The sequence below is a fragment of the Thermococcus sp. Bubb.Bath genome (assembly GCF_012027595.1).
GTDB lineage: Archaea > Methanobacteriota_B > Thermococci > Thermococcales > Thermococcaceae > Thermococcus.
In genome coordinates, this window is record NZ_SNUR01000001.1 from 153968 (window position 1) to 171277 (window position 17310).

The 17310-nt window shown below is 53.1% G+C and carries 18 protein-coding genes; 8 read left to right on the plus strand and 10 right to left on the minus strand.

Going from position 1 to position 17310, the window contains the following annotated elements; all coding sequences use genetic code 11:
* Nucleotides 1-53: 53 nt before the first annotated feature.
* The 6 genes from E3E29_RS00845 to E3E29_RS00870 form a co-directional block, all read right to left on the minus strand.
* Nucleotides 54-809, minus strand: coding sequence for a hypothetical protein (locus E3E29_RS00845; RefSeq protein ID WP_167909091.1), 756 nt, complete (start codon nt 807-809; stop codon nt 54-56).
* Nucleotides 810-915: 106 nt separating this feature from the next.
* Nucleotides 916-1527 (minus strand): hypothetical protein, encoded by a 612-nt coding sequence (locus E3E29_RS00850; protein WP_167909092.1) that lies wholly within the window; start codon nt 1525-1527, stop codon nt 916-918.
* 314 nt (nt 1528-1841) lie between these two features.
* On the minus strand, nt 1842-3071 hold the full coding sequence (locus E3E29_RS00855; protein WP_167909093.1) for an FprA family A-type flavoprotein: 1230 nt from the start codon (nt 3069-3071) through the stop codon (nt 1842-1844).
* A 218-nt stretch (nt 3072-3289) separates the two neighbouring features.
* Complete coding sequence (locus tag E3E29_RS00860) at nt 3290-3742, minus strand: peroxiredoxin (protein WP_167909094.1); 453 nt, start codon at nt 3740-3742, stop codon at nt 3290-3292.
* Between the two features lie 71 nt (nt 3743-3813).
* Nucleotides 3814-4698: a thiamine pyrophosphate-dependent enzyme gene (locus tag E3E29_RS00865; protein ID WP_167909095.1), complete on the minus strand. Its 885-nt coding sequence runs from the start codon at nt 4696-4698 to the stop codon at nt 3814-3816.
* Nucleotides 4695-6407, minus strand: coding sequence for a 2-oxoacid:acceptor oxidoreductase subunit alpha (locus tag E3E29_RS00870; protein WP_167909096.1), 1713 nt, complete (start codon nt 6405-6407; stop codon nt 4695-4697). The genes E3E29_RS00865 and E3E29_RS00870 overlap by 4 nt, the downstream gene beginning before the upstream one ends.
* A gap of 187 nt (nt 6408-6594) precedes the next feature.
* On the opposite strand from E3E29_RS00870, the gene msrA reads away from it, so the two are divergent.
* Nucleotides 6595-7611, plus strand: coding sequence for a peptide-methionine (S)-S-oxide reductase MsrA (msrA, locus tag E3E29_RS00875; RefSeq protein WP_167909097.1), 1017 nt, complete (start codon nt 6595-6597; stop codon nt 7609-7611).
* Between the two features lie 39 nt (nt 7612-7650).
* Here the strand turns inward: msrA and E3E29_RS00880 are convergent, their stop codons facing one another.
* The 3 genes from E3E29_RS00880 to E3E29_RS00885 all read right to left on the minus strand — a co-directional run bounded on the left by E3E29_RS00880 (nt 7651) and on the right by E3E29_RS00885 (nt 10015).
* Nucleotides 7651-8823 (minus strand): MFS transporter, encoded by a 1173-nt coding sequence (locus E3E29_RS00880; RefSeq protein WP_167909098.1) that lies wholly within the window; start codon nt 8821-8823, stop codon nt 7651-7653.
* A gap of 141 nt (nt 8824-8964) precedes the next feature.
* Nucleotides 8965-9096, minus strand: coding sequence for a hypothetical protein (locus tag E3E29_RS12130; RefSeq protein ID WP_394352970.1), 132 nt, complete (start codon nt 9094-9096; stop codon nt 8965-8967).
* Nucleotides 9056-10015 (minus strand): FAD-dependent oxidoreductase, encoded by a 960-nt coding sequence (locus E3E29_RS00885; protein ID WP_342764669.1) that lies wholly within the window; start codon nt 10013-10015, stop codon nt 9056-9058. Before E3E29_RS00885 ends, E3E29_RS12130 begins: the two co-directional genes overlap by 41 nt.
* A 398-nt stretch (nt 10016-10413) precedes the next feature.
* Here E3E29_RS00885 and E3E29_RS00890 point away from each other — a divergent pair, with 398 nt between their 5' ends.
* The 4 genes from E3E29_RS00890 (at nt 10414) to E3E29_RS00905 (ending at nt 13375) form a co-directional block, all read left to right on the plus strand.
* Nucleotides 10414-10914, plus strand: a complete 501-nt coding sequence (locus E3E29_RS00890; RefSeq protein ID WP_167909099.1) for a hypothetical protein — start codon at nt 10414-10416, stop codon at nt 10912-10914.
* A 109-nt stretch (nt 10915-11023) separates the two neighbouring features.
* The gene (locus E3E29_RS00895; protein WP_167909100.1) at nt 11024-12388 is read left to right on the plus strand and encodes an ATPase domain-containing protein; all 1365 of its coding nucleotides are present in this window, start codon (nt 11024-11026) and stop codon (nt 12386-12388) included.
* A complete protein-coding gene (locus E3E29_RS00900; RefSeq protein ID WP_167909101.1) occupies nt 12381-12677 on the plus strand; it encodes a NitrOD5 domain-containing protein in 297 nt (98 codons plus the stop codon). The genes E3E29_RS00895 and E3E29_RS00900 overlap by 8 nt, the downstream gene beginning before the upstream one ends.
* 5 nt (nt 12678-12682) lie before the next feature.
* Complete coding sequence (locus E3E29_RS00905) at nt 12683-13375, plus strand: hypothetical protein (RefSeq protein WP_167909102.1); 693 nt, start codon at nt 12683-12685, stop codon at nt 13373-13375.
* A 229-nt stretch (nt 13376-13604) separates the two neighbouring features.
* Here the strand turns inward: E3E29_RS00905 and E3E29_RS00910 are convergent, their stop codons facing one another.
* A complete protein-coding gene (locus E3E29_RS00910) occupies nt 13605-14252 on the minus strand; it encodes a peroxiredoxin (RefSeq protein WP_167909103.1) in 648 nt (215 codons plus the stop codon).
* A gap of 173 nt (nt 14253-14425) precedes the next feature.
* On the opposite strand from E3E29_RS00910, the gene ribD reads away from it, so the two are divergent.
* The 3 genes from ribD to E3E29_RS00925 all read left to right on the plus strand — a co-directional run bounded on the left by ribD (nt 14426) and on the right by E3E29_RS00925 (nt 17273).
* Complete coding sequence (gene ribD, locus E3E29_RS00915; protein ID WP_167909104.1) at nt 14426-15508, plus strand: bifunctional diaminohydroxyphosphoribosylaminopyrimidine deaminase/5-amino-6-(5-phosphoribosylamino)uracil reductase RibD; 1083 nt, start codon at nt 14426-14428, stop codon at nt 15506-15508.
* Nucleotides 15489-16040, plus strand: coding sequence for a riboflavin synthase (locus E3E29_RS00920; RefSeq protein WP_167909760.1), 552 nt, complete (start codon nt 15489-15491; stop codon nt 16038-16040). Before ribD ends, E3E29_RS00920 begins: the two co-directional genes overlap by 20 nt.
* Before the next feature lie 72 nt (nt 16041-16112).
* Nucleotides 16113-17273 (plus strand): bifunctional 3,4-dihydroxy-2-butanone-4-phosphate synthase/GTP cyclohydrolase II, encoded by a 1161-nt coding sequence (locus E3E29_RS00925; RefSeq protein ID WP_167909105.1) that lies wholly within the window; start codon nt 16113-16115, stop codon nt 17271-17273.
* The last annotated feature ends 37 nt before the right edge of the window (nt 17274-17310 follow it).

Below are 17310 nucleotides of genomic sequence, written 5' to 3' on the forward strand. Positions count from 1 at the left end.
CCAAATTTACCGGCCCTTGTAGCATAGAAATGGGAGAGATTGAAAAAGGAGGATCAGGTAAAGTACAGAACTGCCAAAGTAAGGACGTAGAGGAGCATCACGCTTCTAAAGACGCTCCAGCCGAGCATTTTGATGTCTTCTATTTTCGAGACGTAGTTCTCCTCCCTGAGGTTCTTCACAAGTCTAACCGTCGGCTCGATGAGGGTTATAATCAAATAAGGATTATACGCCAGAACCCCGAAGATTGGGAGCCATGCCATCAGAGGGTACTTCTTCGGGAACTTCCTGAAGGCCAGCCTTGTTTCGACGTAGGCCGCTCCGATCGCCTCGTAATAGGCCAGAACCAGCCAGAAAATGAAGACCTTGTCGCTGAAGGGCTTCCCTGAGACGGCCGGGGCGAAAAGGGCTGGAACTGCCGGCAGAAGGTTTCCAAGGGCGTAGGTGACCGGGTGCTTCCAGCCTTTAGCTCGTGAGAAAGCGAAGTGAAGGGCAAAGAGAACAATGACTACCGCCGGAGGCATGAAGAGCGGGTTATCAAGTGCTGGCCTGAAAACATCGGTGCCGAACCAGTAAAATGCAGGAAGAATGTACGCCAAAGTGTTTAGGCCGAGGCTCAGGGCCATCCCGCCCATTTTCCAGGCGCGGTAGGAGTCGAAGGCGAAATCGAAGGTGAAGAACGTCACCAGTGCAACGATAAGCCCAATAAGCCAGCCCTGCCAATCTGCGTGGGCTAGGATTAAACCCCCTGCCATCGAGAGGATAATAGTCCCGCCTGCACCAGGTTCTCTTGGAACCCTGAAGACCTTCATCTCAGCGCCTCCTTCAGTGTTTTAACCGCAGGAGTTAGAGAATAGAACCTAAAAACCTTTGCTGGACAAAAATGGGGACAAAGATAGAAGAGAAGAAAAGCTGGAATCAGGCAAAGATAACGCTCCTGTCCTTGAGGGAGCGGTTGAGCAGGTCGGCGTGCTCGAGGGTGACCTGATACTCGGCGATCTTCTCGAGCTTGATCTCCTCGCCGTCGAGGAGTATCTTGTTGACGTATACCTCGCCCTCGTCAAAGCCGACGGTGTAGACGAAGAGGTCCTTCTTGCCGAGGTACTCCCTGATCTTCTCGTCCTTGAGGGCCTCGGCGAGTCCTCCAGCCGCGAATATCCTGACGTGGAAGACGAAGGCTCCCGGAACGTCCCCCTCGGCTAACTGCCTGAGGGTCTCGACGAATATCTTCTTGGTCTCCTCTATCGGAGTCTCACCGCCGAACTGAAGGACCGTAACCTGCGGAGCGAACTCCTTGACGCGCTTGGCGATGTCTGCCTCCTTGCCGGCCTCGGCTAGGAAGTGGTAGGTCACTCCTCCGCTGAGGGTTATGTATGTTGCCTCGGTTGCAGTGGCTATGCTGGAGCATATTATGTTCCTGCTGGCAACCACCGCCACCTTGTTGAGTCCAAGGTCTGCGAGGGCCTTTCCGACCAGCCTTCCGGTGAGGGCCCTAAGGTAGATCTCCTCCTCAAAGGTTGTCTTCGCCATTCAAACCACCTCCTTTACCCAACTTTGTGGGTTTGTTCTCAATTTTGTATAAGTGATGTTCTGTAATATAACCTTTTTGGTTTTCCTAATGAACTTTTGTCAGCCGAATTAATTATCCCTTTGTCATAATGTCAAACAAACTCGAATATTGGTCCGAAAAACCGAATGAATGACATCTAAATCCTGCTGAAAACGACATTGTGGCACTACTCAGAGATGGCGAGCGCTGTTGGATTCCATCAGAGTCAACTGCGACGGAGGGGAACAGCTGTAAAAAAGACAAAGATCGCAAAGAGGAAAGCTATGAGCTCCCATCAGGAGCCCCACTGGACGAGCTTTCTAACGGCTTCCCTAAGCTTCTTCTCGTCCTCTTCGGTCGGGTAGCCCTTGCTCTCCACGGTCGCAACGTGGTCGAACTTGCTTCTCGTTATGAGCGTCTCGATCTTCCTTCCGGCCACCCCGCCCCATCCGAAGGCTCCGACGATGAGGGCGGGCTTCTCGTAGTTGGCCTTATCCACTATCTCGTAGAGGGTGTAGCGGATCCTCGGATGTATCTCTGCCTCATACGTGGAGGCACCGATTACTATGGCTTCGCTGTCCGGAACCTCACCGAGGATGTCGCTCACTGCAGGAGCTTCTTTGTCCGTGAAGCAATAAACTACAGGTTTCTTTCCGTGCTTCCTTAGCTCGTCAAGGACGATTTCCATCCTCCTCTCGACGAAGCCATACATAGAGTCGTAGATGACGAGAACCTTGTCCTTTTCCGGAACCCCAGCGCCAACTGCCTCGTAGTACTCGAATATCCTCTTCGGGTTCTTGCACCAGGCCAGACCGTGGCCGGGTAGTATCATTTTAGCTTCCTCGACTATTCCAAGCTCCTTGAGCTTCTTGATGTTCTGGACTATGTACTTGTGGTAGTGGCCGATGACGGTGACGATGTACTTGGTTACGTGCGGAAGGTACTTCTTTACGACCTCCTCATCACTGTCGTCGATGGTCTCAGGAATGGAATAGCCGCCGCCGGCATCGCAGGAGAATATCAGCCTGTCCTCCACCACGTAGGTTATCATCGTATCCGGCCAGTGGAGCCAGGGGACGGCTATGAAGCGGAAGGTCTTTTCACCTATCTTGAGCTCTTCTCCGTCTTTGACGACCCTGAAGTTCTCGACGACTTTATCGCCGTAGAACCCCTGGAGGAGGTTCTTCGCGAACTGCGTGCCTATTATCTGAGCTCTGTAACCGTTCTCCTCCAGAACCTTCGGCAGGGCGCCGCTGTGGTCTGGCTCAGTATGGTGCACGATTATGTGGGTTATCCCCTCCGGGTCGACAAGTTTCTTCAGACCCTCCATGAAAAGGTCTGTGTACTCCTCCTTGCTTCCATCGAAGAGAACCACCGCGTCCTTCAGCTTCATGAGGTATGCGTTGTAGGTTATCCCCTCAGGAATCTCCCACGCGGCCTCGAAGGATCTTATTCTGTCGTCGTCAACCCTGATGATGTACAGCTCCGGGTCGGTGCAGAGCTTCTCAACTCGAACTCCGGGCATTTTCCGTCACCCTAAGATGAGTTCAAAAATCGAAATATAAAAGGCTTTTCATTCTTTACTGCTGAGACACTAAAATGGATGCATGCTTCTGGCTTTTTGGTCATATTGTCATGTAACTCTGTGAACTTCACTGCACTTATATTCTCAGTCCGATTTCTAGGTGACTTTCTTTATTCCCCATCTATACCAGAAGAGTTAAGTACGGGGAAGGGAGGAGTTCACCCTTCCTTTGTGAACCCGAAAACCTCCTCCAGATCCGGAAGCTCGCCTATTGGGTAGACCTTGAAGAAGACCACCTTCCCCTCTTCATCAACCAGGACATTGGCTCTCTCCGAGAAGCCGCCCTCTTCCCTGAAGAGACCGTAGAGCTTTGCAACCTTACCGTGCGGCCAGAAGTCGCTCAGAATTCTCAGCTTCTTCAGCCCCATGTGCTCGGCCCACGCCTTCTTTGTGGGAACTGAATCAACGCTAATCCCGACGGGAACGACGTTCAGTTTCTCAAAGCGCTCGTAGTTCTCGTCAAGGGCCTTCATCTGCTTTTCGCAGACGGAAGTCCAGGCAAGAGGGTGGAAGGACAGGAGGACTTTCTTACCCCTGAAGTCGCTGAGCCTAAAATCTTCACCGTTCTGATCCTTAAGGAGGAAATCCGGAGCTTTTTCACCAACTTTCACACGATCACGCTCCAAATTGGTTTTTAATTGTTGGAACAAAGCAGGAAAAAGAAAAAATCACTCGAGGCCTTTCAGAGCTTTTTCTCCTCGAAGAACTTCTTCACCAGCTCGGGCTTCGGCTCGCGCTTCCAGAGCGGCGTTTTGTCCCGCTTGTAAGCCGGAACCTGCTCTTCGAAACTGGGCTTCTCGTGGATGTAGAATATTCCGAGCGGGAGCGGGTCACTCTCCAAGGCCCTCCTGAAGGCGGCCTCCCTGTCGTGGGGGTCGTGGTCGTCCATCCAGTAGGTGTGCTCCTTATACCACGCGTATGTGTTCACCTTGTTGAAGCTCACACAGGGATGGAGGATGTCCACTATGGCCAGGCCCTTGTGCCTGATGGCCTTCTTGATTATCTCCACGCTCTCCTTGAAGTAGCCCATGAATGTCCTCGCGACGAAGGAAGCGTCCAGGGCAACTCCGAGGGCAACAGGGTTGAAGGGCTCTTCAAAAACTCCCCACGGCTGGGTCGGGGTCTTCATGCCTTTCATCGTCGTCGGCGAGGCCTGTCCTTTCGTCAATCCATAGACCTGGTTGTCGTGGATGAGGACGGTTATGTCAGGATTCCTCCTTATTGCGTGGAGCAGGTGGTTTCCACCCTCTGCATACATGTCGCCGTCTCCGCCCTCCGCTATCACAGTAAGCTCGGGGTTGGAGGCCTTAACCCCCGTCGCTATCGGTATCGAGCGCCCGTGGAGAGTGTGGTAGCCGTTGGCGTTGATGTAGTGCGGCATCTTTGCGGCCTGACCGATACCGCTGACGATGGCCACTTCGCTCGGCTTCAGCCCAAGTTCAGCCAGAGTGGAGATTAGTATGTTCCTTATGCCGAAGTTTCCACACCCAGGGCACCACGCTATTTCAGCACTTCCTGGCCTCTTTGGCTCGAAGAGCTCTCTTCCAGTGGGAAGCTGAACGTTCATTCTACCACCCCCTTGAGGCCCTCAAGAACCTCTTCAACCGAGAACGGCCTCCCGTCGTACTTCAGAATCTTATGATGCACCTCTATGCCAAGCTCTTTCTTTAGCAGCTCCGCGAACTGGCCGGTGATATTGCTCTCCACATCGATGAGAACCTTGCCCTCGAAGAACTCCTTTACCTCTGGGTTGAGCGGATAGACCCAGCTGAAGTGGAGCAGAGCAACGTCCTCCCTTCCGAGCTTTTCAAGGGCCTCCTCAACGACGTGAAGCGTTGAACCCCAGGCTATGGCGAGGTATTTTGCATTCTCCTTGCCGATAAGCTTCGGCAGATGCGCGTTCTTCTTTATAGTCTCGAGCTTCTTGATAGCCCTCTTCTCCTGCATCTTTATCGTGAGTTCGGCGTCCTCGGTTATGTCTCCCCACTCGTCGTGCTCGTTTCCGTTCGCTACCACAACCTCTTCGCCGTAGCCAGGGACTGCCCTTGGGGAGATTCCGTCCTCGGTGAGCTCGTATCTCCGATAGCCGGGCTCCGCTTCTACGATATGGCGCTCGAACTTGACCTTCTCCACATCCGGAGCCGGAAGGTTGTAGTAGGTATCAACGAAGTATTGATCAGTGAGGATTATCACGGGAACCTGATATTTGTCGGCTAAGTTGAAGGCCTCTGAAGTAAGGTAGAACGCCTCCTCAAGGCTTCCGGGTGCGAGGATTATCCTTGGGAAGTCGCCGTGGCCCGCGTAGAGCACAAGGTTTAGGTCACCCTGCATCGTCCTCGTCGGCAAACCAGTGGCCGGTCCCGGTCTCTGGGCGAGGTGAACTACCACGGGGTTCTCGGCCATTCCCGCCAGACTCAGCGCCTCGCTCATGAGGGCGAATCCTCCTCCTGATGTGCTCACCATCGCCCTAGCCCCAGCGTACCATGCCCCAAGCGCCATATTTATAGCAGAAATCTCGTCCCCGACCTGCTCGACGACTATCTCGAAGTCCTCCGCGTGCTGTGCCGCGAATGTCGAGACTCCCGTTGATGGGCTCATGGGATAGAAGCTCAGAAAGTTCATACCTCCAGCGAAGGCGCCTATTCCCACCGCTTCCGTGCCGGTTAGAAGAACCTCCTCCCTGACTTTTTCGTCCTTTTGGACTTCAATCCCTATCGTTCCATCCTCGCAGAGCTTGACGCCGAGGTCGTAGCCATTTCTTGCCGCTTCGATGTTCTTCTCCACAACGTTCTCTCCCTTACTTCCAAAGCGCTTCCTTATGTACTCTTTAACGGCCTCAAAGTCGCCGTGGAAGAGGCCGACTATAAGACCAGCGGCCGTCGTGTTGAGGTAGAGCTGGCTCCCGACTTCCATGGCCATCTTGGTGAGCGGGACTTCAACGAGGTTTACTTTGTCCAAAAAGTCCTCCTCGACGTTTTCCTTCTCCCCGAGGACGACAGTGTTCTCGCCGAGCCTGTCTTTGACCCAGCTTAAGGTGCCCTTCTTAAAGGGCACGAGGATGTCTATCCTCTTCACGAAGGCTCTGACGCGCCTCGAAGAAACGCGTATCTCCGTGGTGTTTATTCCGCCCCTGACGCGGGACATGTACTCCTTGTTAGCGTAGACGTGGTAGCCGGACTTCTTGAGGGCGTAGGTGAGTATTGCCTCCACCGTCTGAACGCCCTGCCCGGCGGCTCCACCGAGGACTATGGAAACATCTTCCCTGAATTCACTCACGTCTCACCACCACCGGAGCGGTTTTCTTCTCTTTTACGAGACTAAGGGTCCCTTCTATGAGCCCGAGCACAGAACGAAAACTCCTCCAAACTCTCTTCAGGCCAAATCTGTTCATTCTTAACCACCGATATGTAATTCTGCGCAAAACTATATAAAGATTTCCAACCAAAGCGGTTGGGGAATTAGAATGAAACGGTATCAAAACAAAACATCCATAGGGATCTTTGCAGGCGGCTGCTTCTGGTGCATGGAGGAAGCCTTTGAGAGACTTCCCGGAGTGATTGAAGCAATATCTGGCTACACCGGGGGCTGGATGGAGAATCCTGCCTACGAACTCGTCTCAACGGGTGAGACCGGCCACAGGGAAGCGGTTAAGGTAATCTACGATCCGACCAAAATCTCCTACGAGCGTCTCTTGGAGGTCTTCTGGAGGAACATAGACCCAACAGATCCGGGCGGCCAGTTCGCCGACAGAGGCGAGCAGTACAAGACTGCCATCTTCTACCTGGACGAAGAACAGAGGGAACTCGCGGAGGAATCGAAGAGGAGGCTTGAGCTTTCGGGAATATTCGATGGGCAGATAGTAACCGAAATACTGCCCGCGAAGGAGTTCTACCCAGCCGAGGAGTACCATCAGGGCTACTACTTCCGCTTCGAGACGAACTACAAGCACTACAAGCTCTACTCCGGAAGGCTCGGATTCATAAAGTCAGTGTGGGAGAAGAACAAATACTTCCGTCTCTTCCCTGAGAGGGAGCGCTACTGGTTAGGTTACGTTAAGCCGAGCGGTGCAGAGCTTAGACTCCTGCTAACTCCTCTCCAGTACAGGGTCACACAGCTTGGGGACACGGAAGAGCCTTTCCACAACGAGTACTGGGACAACCACGATGATGGAATATACGTCGATGTGGTCTCGGGCGAGCCGCTCTTCAGTTCCCTCGACAAGTACGACTCCAGCACCGGCTGGCCGAGCTTCACGAAGCCTCTGGAAGAGTGGGCCGTTATTGAGGCCGAAGACTGCGAGGGCTTCCTCTGCGGTCGGGAAGTCAGAAGCCGCTTCGCAGATTCCCACCTTGGACACGTCTTCGACGAGCCCACACCAACGGGAAGGAGATACTGCATAAACTCCGCGGCACTCCGCTTTATTCAGAGGAAGGAGCTTGGGAGGTACGGCTACATAGCCTACGAGGATATTTTCAGGTAGCCCCCGAACGAGAGACGGATGGCCCGCCGAGAAAATGGTTCAGGCCTTGTTGTACCTTGCAAAGAAGCCGTAGAATATCAGCGTTGCCACTACGTAAAGAGTGGCAGTCGTGTAGAACGGGTAGCTGAGCGAGACTGAGAAGAGAACTCCGCCGATGTAGTTTCCAGCGCCGCGCATGAAGGTCGAGAAGGCCCTCCTTATCCCAGCGGCGGTAGCTTTCTCCTCCGTGGTGAAGAAGCCCATCATGAAGGAGTCGTTTATCGGCCAGACGATGTTCATTAGAATGGAGCGGACGATGTAGAGGAAGGCCGCTATGAGGAAGACGTCAATTAGCGGGAAGGTTGCGAAGAGCAGGGCTGCAACGAGCTGGAAGGAAGTAATGACGTTCACAGGGCCGATTTTCTCCACCAGTTTTGGAAGGCCAAAGGAGCCGAGACCCATAACCAGCTGCTGGAAGAAGAAGACGCCGCTTATGGCCGCTAAGGTCTGGCCAAAACGGAGGTTGAAGTAGAGGCTCATGTATGGGATTGTTATACCTGCGCCAAGTCCGATGAGGGCGCTTGGCAGGGAGAACTTTAGGATCTTTATTACAAGCTCTCTGTTCCAGTTTATCCTCGGGTTCTTCACTGGCACGTCCCGAATAACGAGCAGTGCCGGAATTACAATGGCGAACTGGAGGAGTGCGAGCGAGATAACCAGACGGTAGGCTATTTCGGGGGTAAGCCCGAAGGTTTCGGTCAGAAAGTCCGGAGCGAAGCCCGCAATCAGGACTCCCACCGCGTTGAATATCGTCCCGAGGCCGAAGCTGATCGAGAATGCGTGGTGCCTCAGCTTTCCCTCAACCTCTTCGCTCAGCAGTGCCGAGAAGTTCGGCTGTCGTATTCCCATGTTCACCCCAACGAGAAGAAACCCTGTCAGAAGGAGGTAGTGGGTGAGGGCCAGAACCTGGAAGAGCCTGCCCAAGAGGCCGAGAACCGCCCCAATAAGGAGGGTCTTTCTGTAACCGAGCATGAGCGAGAGCTGGCCGGCAAGCAGGAAGAAGAGCCCGCCGGTGAGGGTCTGAACCGAGAAGAACAGCCCCATGGAGTCCATACCGTAGCCGAGGGCGCGGAGGTAAAAGGGCATTATGAATATCGAGAACTGAAGGAAGAGCTGACCCACTGCATTGGCCGCTATAAGTATCTTCGCGTCCCTTCCGTAACCGCTGAGCATGGGTTAAGTTCCTATTAACACGTTTATAAGATTATCGAAACGGTTCTCCCAAGCTGTGGTTGAATAGGGGCTGAAGCTTAGAAGGGGACAAAAAAAGTTGGTATCCTCAAGCCCTGTAAAGCTCTCCCTTCAGCTCTTTCTCTATGGAAAGCGCCCTTCTAATGTCTCCGATGACCACAACCCCGATCGTCTTCCATCCTGGAAGAACGTCCTGGTATGCTCATCAAGCCACTCACCCTCTCCCTTTGTCTTTCCGATGATTGCAATCGGCAGGTTGCCAAACTTGAAGGGGGAGGAGCGGAGTTCGAATGGGTAGCGGTCCTCTTTCCCCCTGAGAATGTTTGCGAGAACCCTTGCGTGGCCAGCGGCCCCCTTCGCCGTACCGCAGATAATCCCGCTGTATTCGGCACAGTCTCCGATGGCGTAGACGCCCCCCCGCGGATGTCCTAAAATGGTCATCTATTAGAATCCCTCTCCCTGTGTGTATGCCACTCCTCCTAACTATCTCGACGTTTGGGACTATTCCAATGGCACAAATCTTTACTTTCCCCTCAACGTAGTCCCTGCTCGTGTGAACACCGTTCTCATCGGCTTTTGGGAGTTCGACGTTGAGGTGGAACTCAACGCCGGTTTCCTCAAGCTTTTCCCTTATCAGCTTGCTGAGCTCTTCGTCGAGGCCAAGAAAGGTCTCCCGCCTGTGTATTAGCTTGACGCCGTAGCCTGCCTTTGCGAGGTTTCCGGCCAGTTCAAGGCCGATGAATCCGCCTCCAACAATTAAGGCTTCTCCGTGCTCCTCAAGCAGGGCCTTTATCCCCTCTGCATCTTCAATGCTCCGGAGTGTTAGTAGGTGTTTCCCACCCTCCATCGTCGGCTCCCTCGCTCTCGCCCCTGTGGCTATAACGAGGATATCATACGGATATTCGCCCTTGTCTGTGACGAGAACCTTTCTCGCCCTGTCTATCAGTTTAGCCTCTTCGCCAAGCTTCAGCTCTATCTCATTCCGCTCGTACCAATCGAGGGGGTAAGTGAAGAGCTTTTCATTCTCAATCAGACCCGCTATGTAGTGGCTCAGCATTGGCTTTGAGTAGAATAGAACCTCTTCCCTCTCGATAATGGTTACCTGATGCTCTTTAGACAGCTCCTTGGCGAGTTCAACCCCTCCGGGGCCGTTTCCGATGATAACGATTCTCATAACGTACACCAAAAGAAGTTCTCGACGGTGTATTTAAGGGGTTTGAAAACCTAAGGTTTGGAACACCGCGTCCCGCAAATGATGTACGTGTTGTTTCCAACAGAAAACGGTGTTAACTATGCCGCTTCCTCCCGTTGCCTCCCCCTACGATAAACTTGAAGTTGAAAGCGCTGAAGAGGCCGTTGGACTCGTTAGGGAGGCCCTCCCACTATTCGGGCCAGAAGAACCCATAATACAGCCGGACGGCGTTGACGTCCCGGTTCTCTACCTGGATTTCGCCGTTGACCGGATGCACTACGATCCCGAGAAAGGAACTCCTCTGCCGAAGGGCTGTCCGAGGGGTTCGAGGCATACGGGCACTGAGGGAATCGAGGGAAGGGCCGAAGAAATTCTGAGGGATGCCCAGGTTCTCCCGGCCGCCGAGTTCAGGGAGCCCAGCCTCCTTTGGGGTCTTCCTCATCTTTGCAGGAACAGCTTACTACGCGCTCACCAAGAGGAGGCTCATCATCGAGCACAGGAAGGGAAGCCCAGGAATCGTGGTGAAGCCGGAAAGGCCTTACATAACAGTCTTTGGTCCGGTTTATCCGATGACGATTCACCACGCCTTCACGATAGCAGGAACCATCTTAGCACTCATCCACTTTGCCACCTGCACCGACTACTCTACCTTAGCTGGGAAAGCCGGCCTCGGAATGGCGATAGTCCTGATCCTGATGAACATAAGCGGCTTTTACGGGCGATACGTCCACGTTAAGCTTGAGATGGCCGCGAGAAAAAAGCAGAGCGAGAGGCTCAAACGCTTCACGGTTCTGCTGAGAAAGTGGAAGCTCTTCCACGTCGCCCTGGCCGGGTCCTTCCTGATTCTCCTGGGGATTCACCTCGCGGTGGTCGGGGACTGAGCACGGGTTTTGGCTTTTCTTCTCGTCTCCTTTTTTCTATAACGAAGACAGGAAATTTTAGAAAACCTTATATCTAAGTTCGAACCTAAATATAAACCGGAGGGATAATATGGCCGTGAAAATGGGCATCAAGTTCTTTGACGAGAACATCCTCAAGGACGGGTTCCCGGAGGGATTCACGGTTCTTGTGGCGGGAGAACCCGGTGCAGGGAAGACAATATTTGGCTCCACGTTCCTCTACAACGGCATGGAGCAGTTCGGGGAGAAAGCAGTCTATGTTTCTCTGGCCGAGACAAAGGAGGACTTCTACGAGGAGATGAAGGGCCTCGGAATGGACTTTGAGAAGTACGAGAAGGAGGGCCTGTTCAAGTTCATAGACCTCGTGACCGTGACTCCGGAGACAGTGGAGAAGGAAATAGAGCTCATGATGAGTGAAATCCTCACCTTCCAGCCCAGGAGGATAGTCATAGACTCGATAACGGCCTTTGCCCAGCTCCTTGGGCTGAAAAAGACGAGAGCATTTCTCCACACAACTCTTGGGAGATTCATAAAGGCTTTTGGCGCGGTGGCTTTCCTCATAGCTGAGAAACCCCTCGGAAAGGAAGAGATAGGCTTCGGTGTAGAGGAGTTCGTGGTAGATGGCGTAATCGTGCTGAAGTATTCGAAGCTCGGAGAAATCGTGAGAAGGATAATGGAAATACCCAAGATGAGGAAGCGCTCCGTCGAGAGGGCCCAGTACGAGTACGTGATAACCTCCAAAGGCATACACTTCCTTGAAATCCCTGAGCTTGTTAGAGGCACTGGCGATGTTTCAATCGAGAAGATAACGACGGGCATTGAAAAGCTCGACGAACTCCTTGGGGGTGGAGTTTACCGCGGCTCGGTAACCCTCCTCGTGGGAATGACGGGAACCGGAAAGACAACCTTCGGCCTGCACTTTGCGATAGCCAACTCCCTGCAGGGAAGGAAGGCAATTTACTTCGGCTTCGAGGAGCCGATAGGGCAGCTAATCAGGGCTGCGCGGGGATATGGGCTCCCCATTGATGAGGCACTACAAAATGGGCTGAGGCTTGAGGGATGGATTCCAGAGGCAAAGAGCCCCGTCTATACATTCCTGAAGATGAAGCAGCTGATAGAAGAGTTTAAGCCTGGGGTGGTGGTGATAGACAGCCTCACCGCACTGCGGGAGCACATGGATGACACAGAGCTCGCAAAGATGGTGCGCTATTTCAACTTGTTAATCAAGGAACACAACATCGCGGCATACATCACCCTAAACGCGGACACGAACTTTGAGACTGTGCCCTTCACGAAGGCCAGCACCTTCTCTGACAACATCATCGGGCTCCGCTATGCTATTAATGATGGGGTTATAGAGCGCTACCTCTCCGTGATAAAGGCGAGGGGCTCCGGCCACTCCAGAAAAATCCACCGGTATGAGATAACTTCCCAGGGGGTGGTGATATATGAATGAAGGCCAGAACGTTATTGTGAAGGCTGTGATTTACTCTGTGGAAAAGGCGAACCCGACGCTTAAGTCCCTGTTAGAGCTCCACCTCAAGACGACAACGGGGCAGGGGTTTGAACTGGCGTACAACGACCCCCAACGCTTCAAGGATGCCGTTTCAAAGCTCTTCGGCGAGTACAGCGCGAGGCTTCTTGAGATGCTCATCATAAGCTACTTTAAGGAGAAAGCTGGTCTGTCTGAGGATGTCAACAGCCTTGAGGAGCTCGTTGAGTACATCAAGAGGATTTACAGGTGACTGGCATGAGCGAACCACTGGGCATTTTGGCCCGTGCCGTGGAAAGGATAAGCCCCACTTTAATCCAGTTCGAGATTGGGAGCGACGTAGAAGTAATACTGATGAAGCTCCTATCCAAGCTCCGCCCCAACTACGAAGGCTTCCTGGTGATTTCGTTCTACGATGGCTACGAGGCTTTCAGAAAGTACGTGGAGAACGTCTTTGAGAGGGACTACGTCGATAAAGTCTTCGAGGGTGTGAAACTCGTTTCAGTGAACTCCTTCCTGGAAGAAGGGCTCCAGCCGCTGGAGAATCTGAAAACAACACAACCAGACATAATAGCTGGCAGGATTCTTGGGATAACTGCTAATCTTCCAAAGAGAACGCTGGTCTTGATTCTGGGGCTTGACTTTTATGGTGTTAGAGAGGGCGAAGAAAACCTCGTCCAGCTCTTCCCGCGGCTCATGACCGTCCTCAACAAGCGCGAGGGGTTCAGGACGCTGGTGACGTTTAACATGGGCATATTCAGTCCGGGCGTGGTCAACACCCTCGGAAGCTTTGTCTTCAACGTGGTCAAGGTCGGCCTTGAGGTGAATGGAACGGAGATCAGACGCTACCTCCAGTTCATTAGGACGCCCTTCCTCGAGTACAACCTGGAGAAGTGGTATTACACAATGATGGCCAAGATCGTGACGTTCAGAAGGAAAGAGGAGAGGTAAATCTCTCATATTTTTTGTAAATTGAACCTAAAATTTATAGATGCTCTTTCTCTCCTCAGCTTCTCTCTACGTTGGAGGTATATACCATAGACAGAATGGGGAGTCGGCGTTCCGAACGTTCCGGCCCTGAGTTGCCCGGGGATGGAGAATGCTTTAAAAATCTTAAATCTTGTCCAAATCCTTGAGAAACAAGACGACAGAAGACAACAAAAAAGAAGGGAAAATCCCTTCAAATCTTCTTGTGGCAGAACCACCAGTCGTAGCACTCGATTTCTCCGCGGGCCTTGGCTTCCTCGCGCTCCTTGATCTGGTCGACGGTTCCGGCCGGCGAGACTATGCCGCGGTCGCCGATGAGCTCGTTGTTCGGCCACTTGTGCGGAAGGGCAACTCCCTTCTCGTCGCTGGTCTTGAGGGCCTTAACGAGCCTGAGAACCTCATCCCAGTCCCTGCCGACCTCGGCCGGGTAGTAGACAATGGCCCTTATGGTGCCCTTGTCGTCAACGACAAAGACTGCCCTCGCGGTCTGGGTTGAGCCGCTCGGTATCATGCCGAGGGCTTCAGCGAGGTCTCCGCGGTCGTCGGCGATAATCGGGAAGGTTATCTCCTCACCGAGGGTCTCCTTTATCCACTCAGCCCACTTGAGGTGGCTGAACACCTGGTCAACGCTGAGTCCGATGGGCTCGACGCCGAGCTTTCTGAACTCCTCGGCGCGCTTCTGCATAGCGTAGAACTCGGTGGTGCACACCGGGGTGAAGTCGGCCGGGTGGCTGAAGAGAACGAACCACTTGCCCTCCTTCGTGAAATGCTCCGGTAGCTTTATCTTTCCAAAGGTCGTGTTGACCTCAACTTCCGGGAACTTTTCTCCTATGACGACCATCTTACATCACCTCTCTTTTTATGTATCGTCTTCACTATAAACCTAGTTGGTTCGAATATATAAAGCTTTCGGTTTGTTAACAGTATTGCTGGGGGTTAGCGGCACCTATTTTTGGGGATTTATGTTCTTTTTCCAGAACAAAAACTTATAAGAAAAGGAACAAACCTGCGAGCATGAAGAGCGAAGACGAAAAGTTTATGAGACTCGCCCTTGAGCTGGCGAAGCGCGGGGAGGGGTGGGTAAACTCGAATCCCATGGTTGGAGCGGTTATAGTCAAGGATGGGAAGATAATAGGCGTCGGCTGGCACAGGAAGTTCGGCGAGAAGCACGCCGAGGTCAACGCCATCGAGGACGCGAAGGCAAAGGGTTATGACGTCAAAGGTGCTACGATGTACGTAACCCTCGAACCATGCTCTCACTGGGGAAAGCAGCCCCCCTGTGCTGATAGGATAATTAGAGAGGGCTTTAAGCGTGTCGTCGTTGCGATGGAGGATCCGAACCCCCTCGTCGCCGGCAATGGCATAGAAAAGATGAGGAAAGCTGGGATAGATGTGGAAGTCGGCCTCTTGGAGGACGAAGCGAGGAAGCTCAACGAAATCTTTATCAAATACATCACAACTAAGATTCCCTTCGTTTCCATAAAGCTTGCCCTCACGCTCGACGGATTCATAGCAACAGAAACCGGCTCCTCACAGTGGATAACAGGAGAAAAGGCCCGCCAGAGGGTTCAGAAACTGAGAAAAAGACACATGGCAATAATGGTCGGCTCTGGAACGGTTCTCGCCGACGATCCAAGGCTCAACTGCAGGCTTGAGGACTGCCCACAGAAGGTTAAGGTTATCCTCGACCGCTCCGGTAGGGTGGCGGATGATGTAAGAAACGGAAGGAAGTTCCGCCTCTTCGAGGATGGGAAGGCTATCTTCTTCACGCAGAGGCCTGAGAAATTCGAGGGAATAGCTGAGGTCTACCCTATAACTGAACCAATTGAGATCCTGAAGAAGCTCGGCGAGCTCGGGATAGACAGCGTCCTGATCGAGGGCGGCAGGATAGCCTGTGGGTTCCTGCCCCTGGCTGACAAGTTCTACCTGTTCTACGGGCCGAAGCTCTTCGGGAACGGGATAAAGCCCTTCGAGTGCCTCAAGGTTGAGAACGCCAACGAGGCTCCTCTATTGAGAATTGAATCAATCGAGAGGCTCGGTGAGAGCTTCCTCGTTACCGCTTATCCGGGTGGTGGAGATGTTCACGGGGATAGTTGAGGGAACCGGAAGGGCCCGCTATTCGGCTGGAAAGCTCTACGTTGAGCTCCCGTTTGAGGTGAAGGAAGGGGACAGTGTGGTGGTAAACGGGGCCTGTCTAACCGTCGTTTCCTTCGACGGAAAAACGGCCGTCTTCGATGTTGGCGAGGAAACCCTAGCGAGAACAAACCTAAGGGAAGCAAAGGTGGTCAACCTTGAAAGGGCCATGCCAGCTAACGGCCGCTTCGACGGGCACATAGTTACCGGCCACGTGGACGGGACGATAAGGTTCGTGGCAAAGAGGAGGAGCGGAAACACGACCTGGATTGCCTTTGAAATGCCGAAGGAAAATTGGGGGGTTGCGGAGAAGGGCTCGATAGCTCTCAACGGCGTCTCTCTCACCGTTGCGAGAGCTGAAGCCAGCCGCTTTTGGATTCAGGTCATTCCCTACACCCTCGAAAAGACGAACCTCGACCTCCTGAGGCCGGGTGAAAGGGTGAACTACGAGATAGACGTTCTGGCCAGATACGTGAGGAGAATCCTTGAGCGTTAGCCCGTTTTTAGTTCCATTTTTAGAACAAATTTTTAAAAGTACTGGAACAAATCTGGGACAGGGGAATGAAAGATGAACTGGGACTCAGTCAAAAATGCGGTTCTTGAGGGAAAACCGGTTGTTCTCATAGATGACAGGAGGGAGTTTGAGGCCGATTTGATTTATCCGGCCGAGATAGCTTCTCCAGAGGTCGTCAACTTCATGCTCTCAATGAAGGGCCTTCTCTGTCTCACCATGGACATGGACGAGGCGTTGGAGAGGGGCTTCTTCCCGCTTCCGAGCAAGGAGGGGGAGACTAATTTTCTCATCCCGGTTGACTATAAGGAAACCTTCACGGGCATAACGGCAGAGGAGAGGGCGCTGACGGCGAGGAAGGTTGCGGAAGGGCTTGGAGTCGAGGCCTTTCGCTACCCCGGCCACCTCCACCTCCTCGGCGGAATAGGCCTCAACAGGAGGAGGGGGCACACCGAAAGCTCCCTTGAACTAATGGAGATACTCGGGTTCAGGAGGTACGCCCTCATCGTGGAAATCCTCGACGAGAATGGTGACTCTCACAACAGGGAGTACGCCCTAAAGCTAGCGGAGGAGCACGGCCTTCCCGTCCTCACCACGGACGACGTCTGGAAGGAGTTCGTGAGGAGAAAGCAGCTGATGAGGATTTACGCTAACGCGAGGCTCCCGACGAGGTACGGCGACTTCAGGATAATCTCCTTTGACAATGAACTCGACTTCAAGGAGCACGCGGCCATAGTCAAGGAGCCCTATGGAGAAGTCCCGCTTGTCAGGGTTCACTCCCAGTGCCTCACTGGGGACACACTCGGTTCGCTAAAATGCGACTGCGGTAGCCAGCTCGCCAACGCCCTCAGGATGATAGAGCAGGAGGGTGGAATACTCCTTTACATGGACCAGGAGGGCAGGGGAATCGGCCTAAAGGAGAAGATAAAGGCCTACGAGCTCCAGGACAAAGGTCTGGACACCGTTGAGGCTAACGAGGCCCTCGGCCACAAAGCCGACGAGAGAACCTTCGAGGCAGCTTTCCAGATGCTCCGCGCTCTTGGCGTCTCAAAGGTCAGGCTGATAACCAACAACCCGAAGAAAGCGGAGGCCCTTGAGGAGTTCGGGATAGAGGTCGTTGAGACTGTTCCAGCTCCTGGTGAGGTTACAGAGTACAACAGGTTCTACTTAAAGACCAAAGCAGAGAAGCTCGGTCATAAACTTCCCTTTGAAGTCTGATTTAGTCTAATTATTTGATTAAAGAACAACATGATTA

Coding starts and splice junctions, on each gene's coding strand:
- E3E29_RS00845 (WP_167909091.1), bottom strand. CDS start 809: ATGAAGGTCTTCAGGGTTCCAAGAGAACCTGGTGCAGGCGGGACTATT.
- E3E29_RS00850 (WP_167909092.1), bottom strand. CDS start 1,527: ATGGCGAAGACAACCTTTGAGGAGGAGATCTACCTTAGGGCCCTCACC.
- E3E29_RS00855 (WP_167909093.1), bottom strand. CDS start 3,071: ATGCCCGGAGTTCGAGTTGAGAAGCTCTGCACCGACCCGGAGCTGTAC.
- E3E29_RS00865 (WP_167909095.1), bottom strand. CDS start 4,698: ATGAACGTTCAGCTTCCCACTGGAAGAGAGCTCTTCGAGCCAAAGAGG.
- msrA (WP_167909097.1), top strand. CDS start 6,595: ATGAAACGGTATCAAAACAAAACATCCATAGGGATCTTTGCAGGCGGC.
- E3E29_RS00880 (WP_167909098.1), bottom strand. CDS start 8,823: ATGCTCAGCGGTTACGGAAGGGACGCGAAGATACTTATAGCGGCCAAT.
- E3E29_RS00885 (WP_342764669.1), bottom strand. CDS start 10,015: ATGAGAATCGTTATCATCGGAAACGGCCCCGGAGGGGTTGAACTCGCC.
- E3E29_RS00890 (WP_167909099.1), top strand. CDS start 10,414: ATGCCCAGGTTCTCCCGGCCGCCGAGTTCAGGGAGCCCAGCCTCCTTT.
- E3E29_RS00895 (WP_167909100.1), top strand. CDS start 11,024: ATGGCCGTGAAAATGGGCATCAAGTTCTTTGACGAGAACATCCTCAAG.
- E3E29_RS00900 (WP_167909101.1), top strand. CDS start 12,381: ATGAATGAAGGCCAGAACGTTATTGTGAAGGCTGTGATTTACTCTGTG.
- E3E29_RS00905 (WP_167909102.1), top strand. CDS start 12,683: ATGAGCGAACCACTGGGCATTTTGGCCCGTGCCGTGGAAAGGATAAGC.
- E3E29_RS00910 (WP_167909103.1), bottom strand. CDS start 14,252: ATGGTCGTCATAGGAGAAAAGTTCCCGGAAGTTGAGGTCAACACGACC.
- ribD (WP_167909104.1), top strand. CDS start 14,426: ATGAAGAGCGAAGACGAAAAGTTTATGAGACTCGCCCTTGAGCTGGCG.
- E3E29_RS00920 (WP_167909760.1), top strand. CDS start 15,489: ATGTTCACGGGGATAGTTGAGGGAACCGGAAGGGCCCGCTATTCGGCT.
- E3E29_RS00925 (WP_167909105.1), top strand. CDS start 16,113: ATGAACTGGGACTCAGTCAAAAATGCGGTTCTTGAGGGAAAACCGGTT.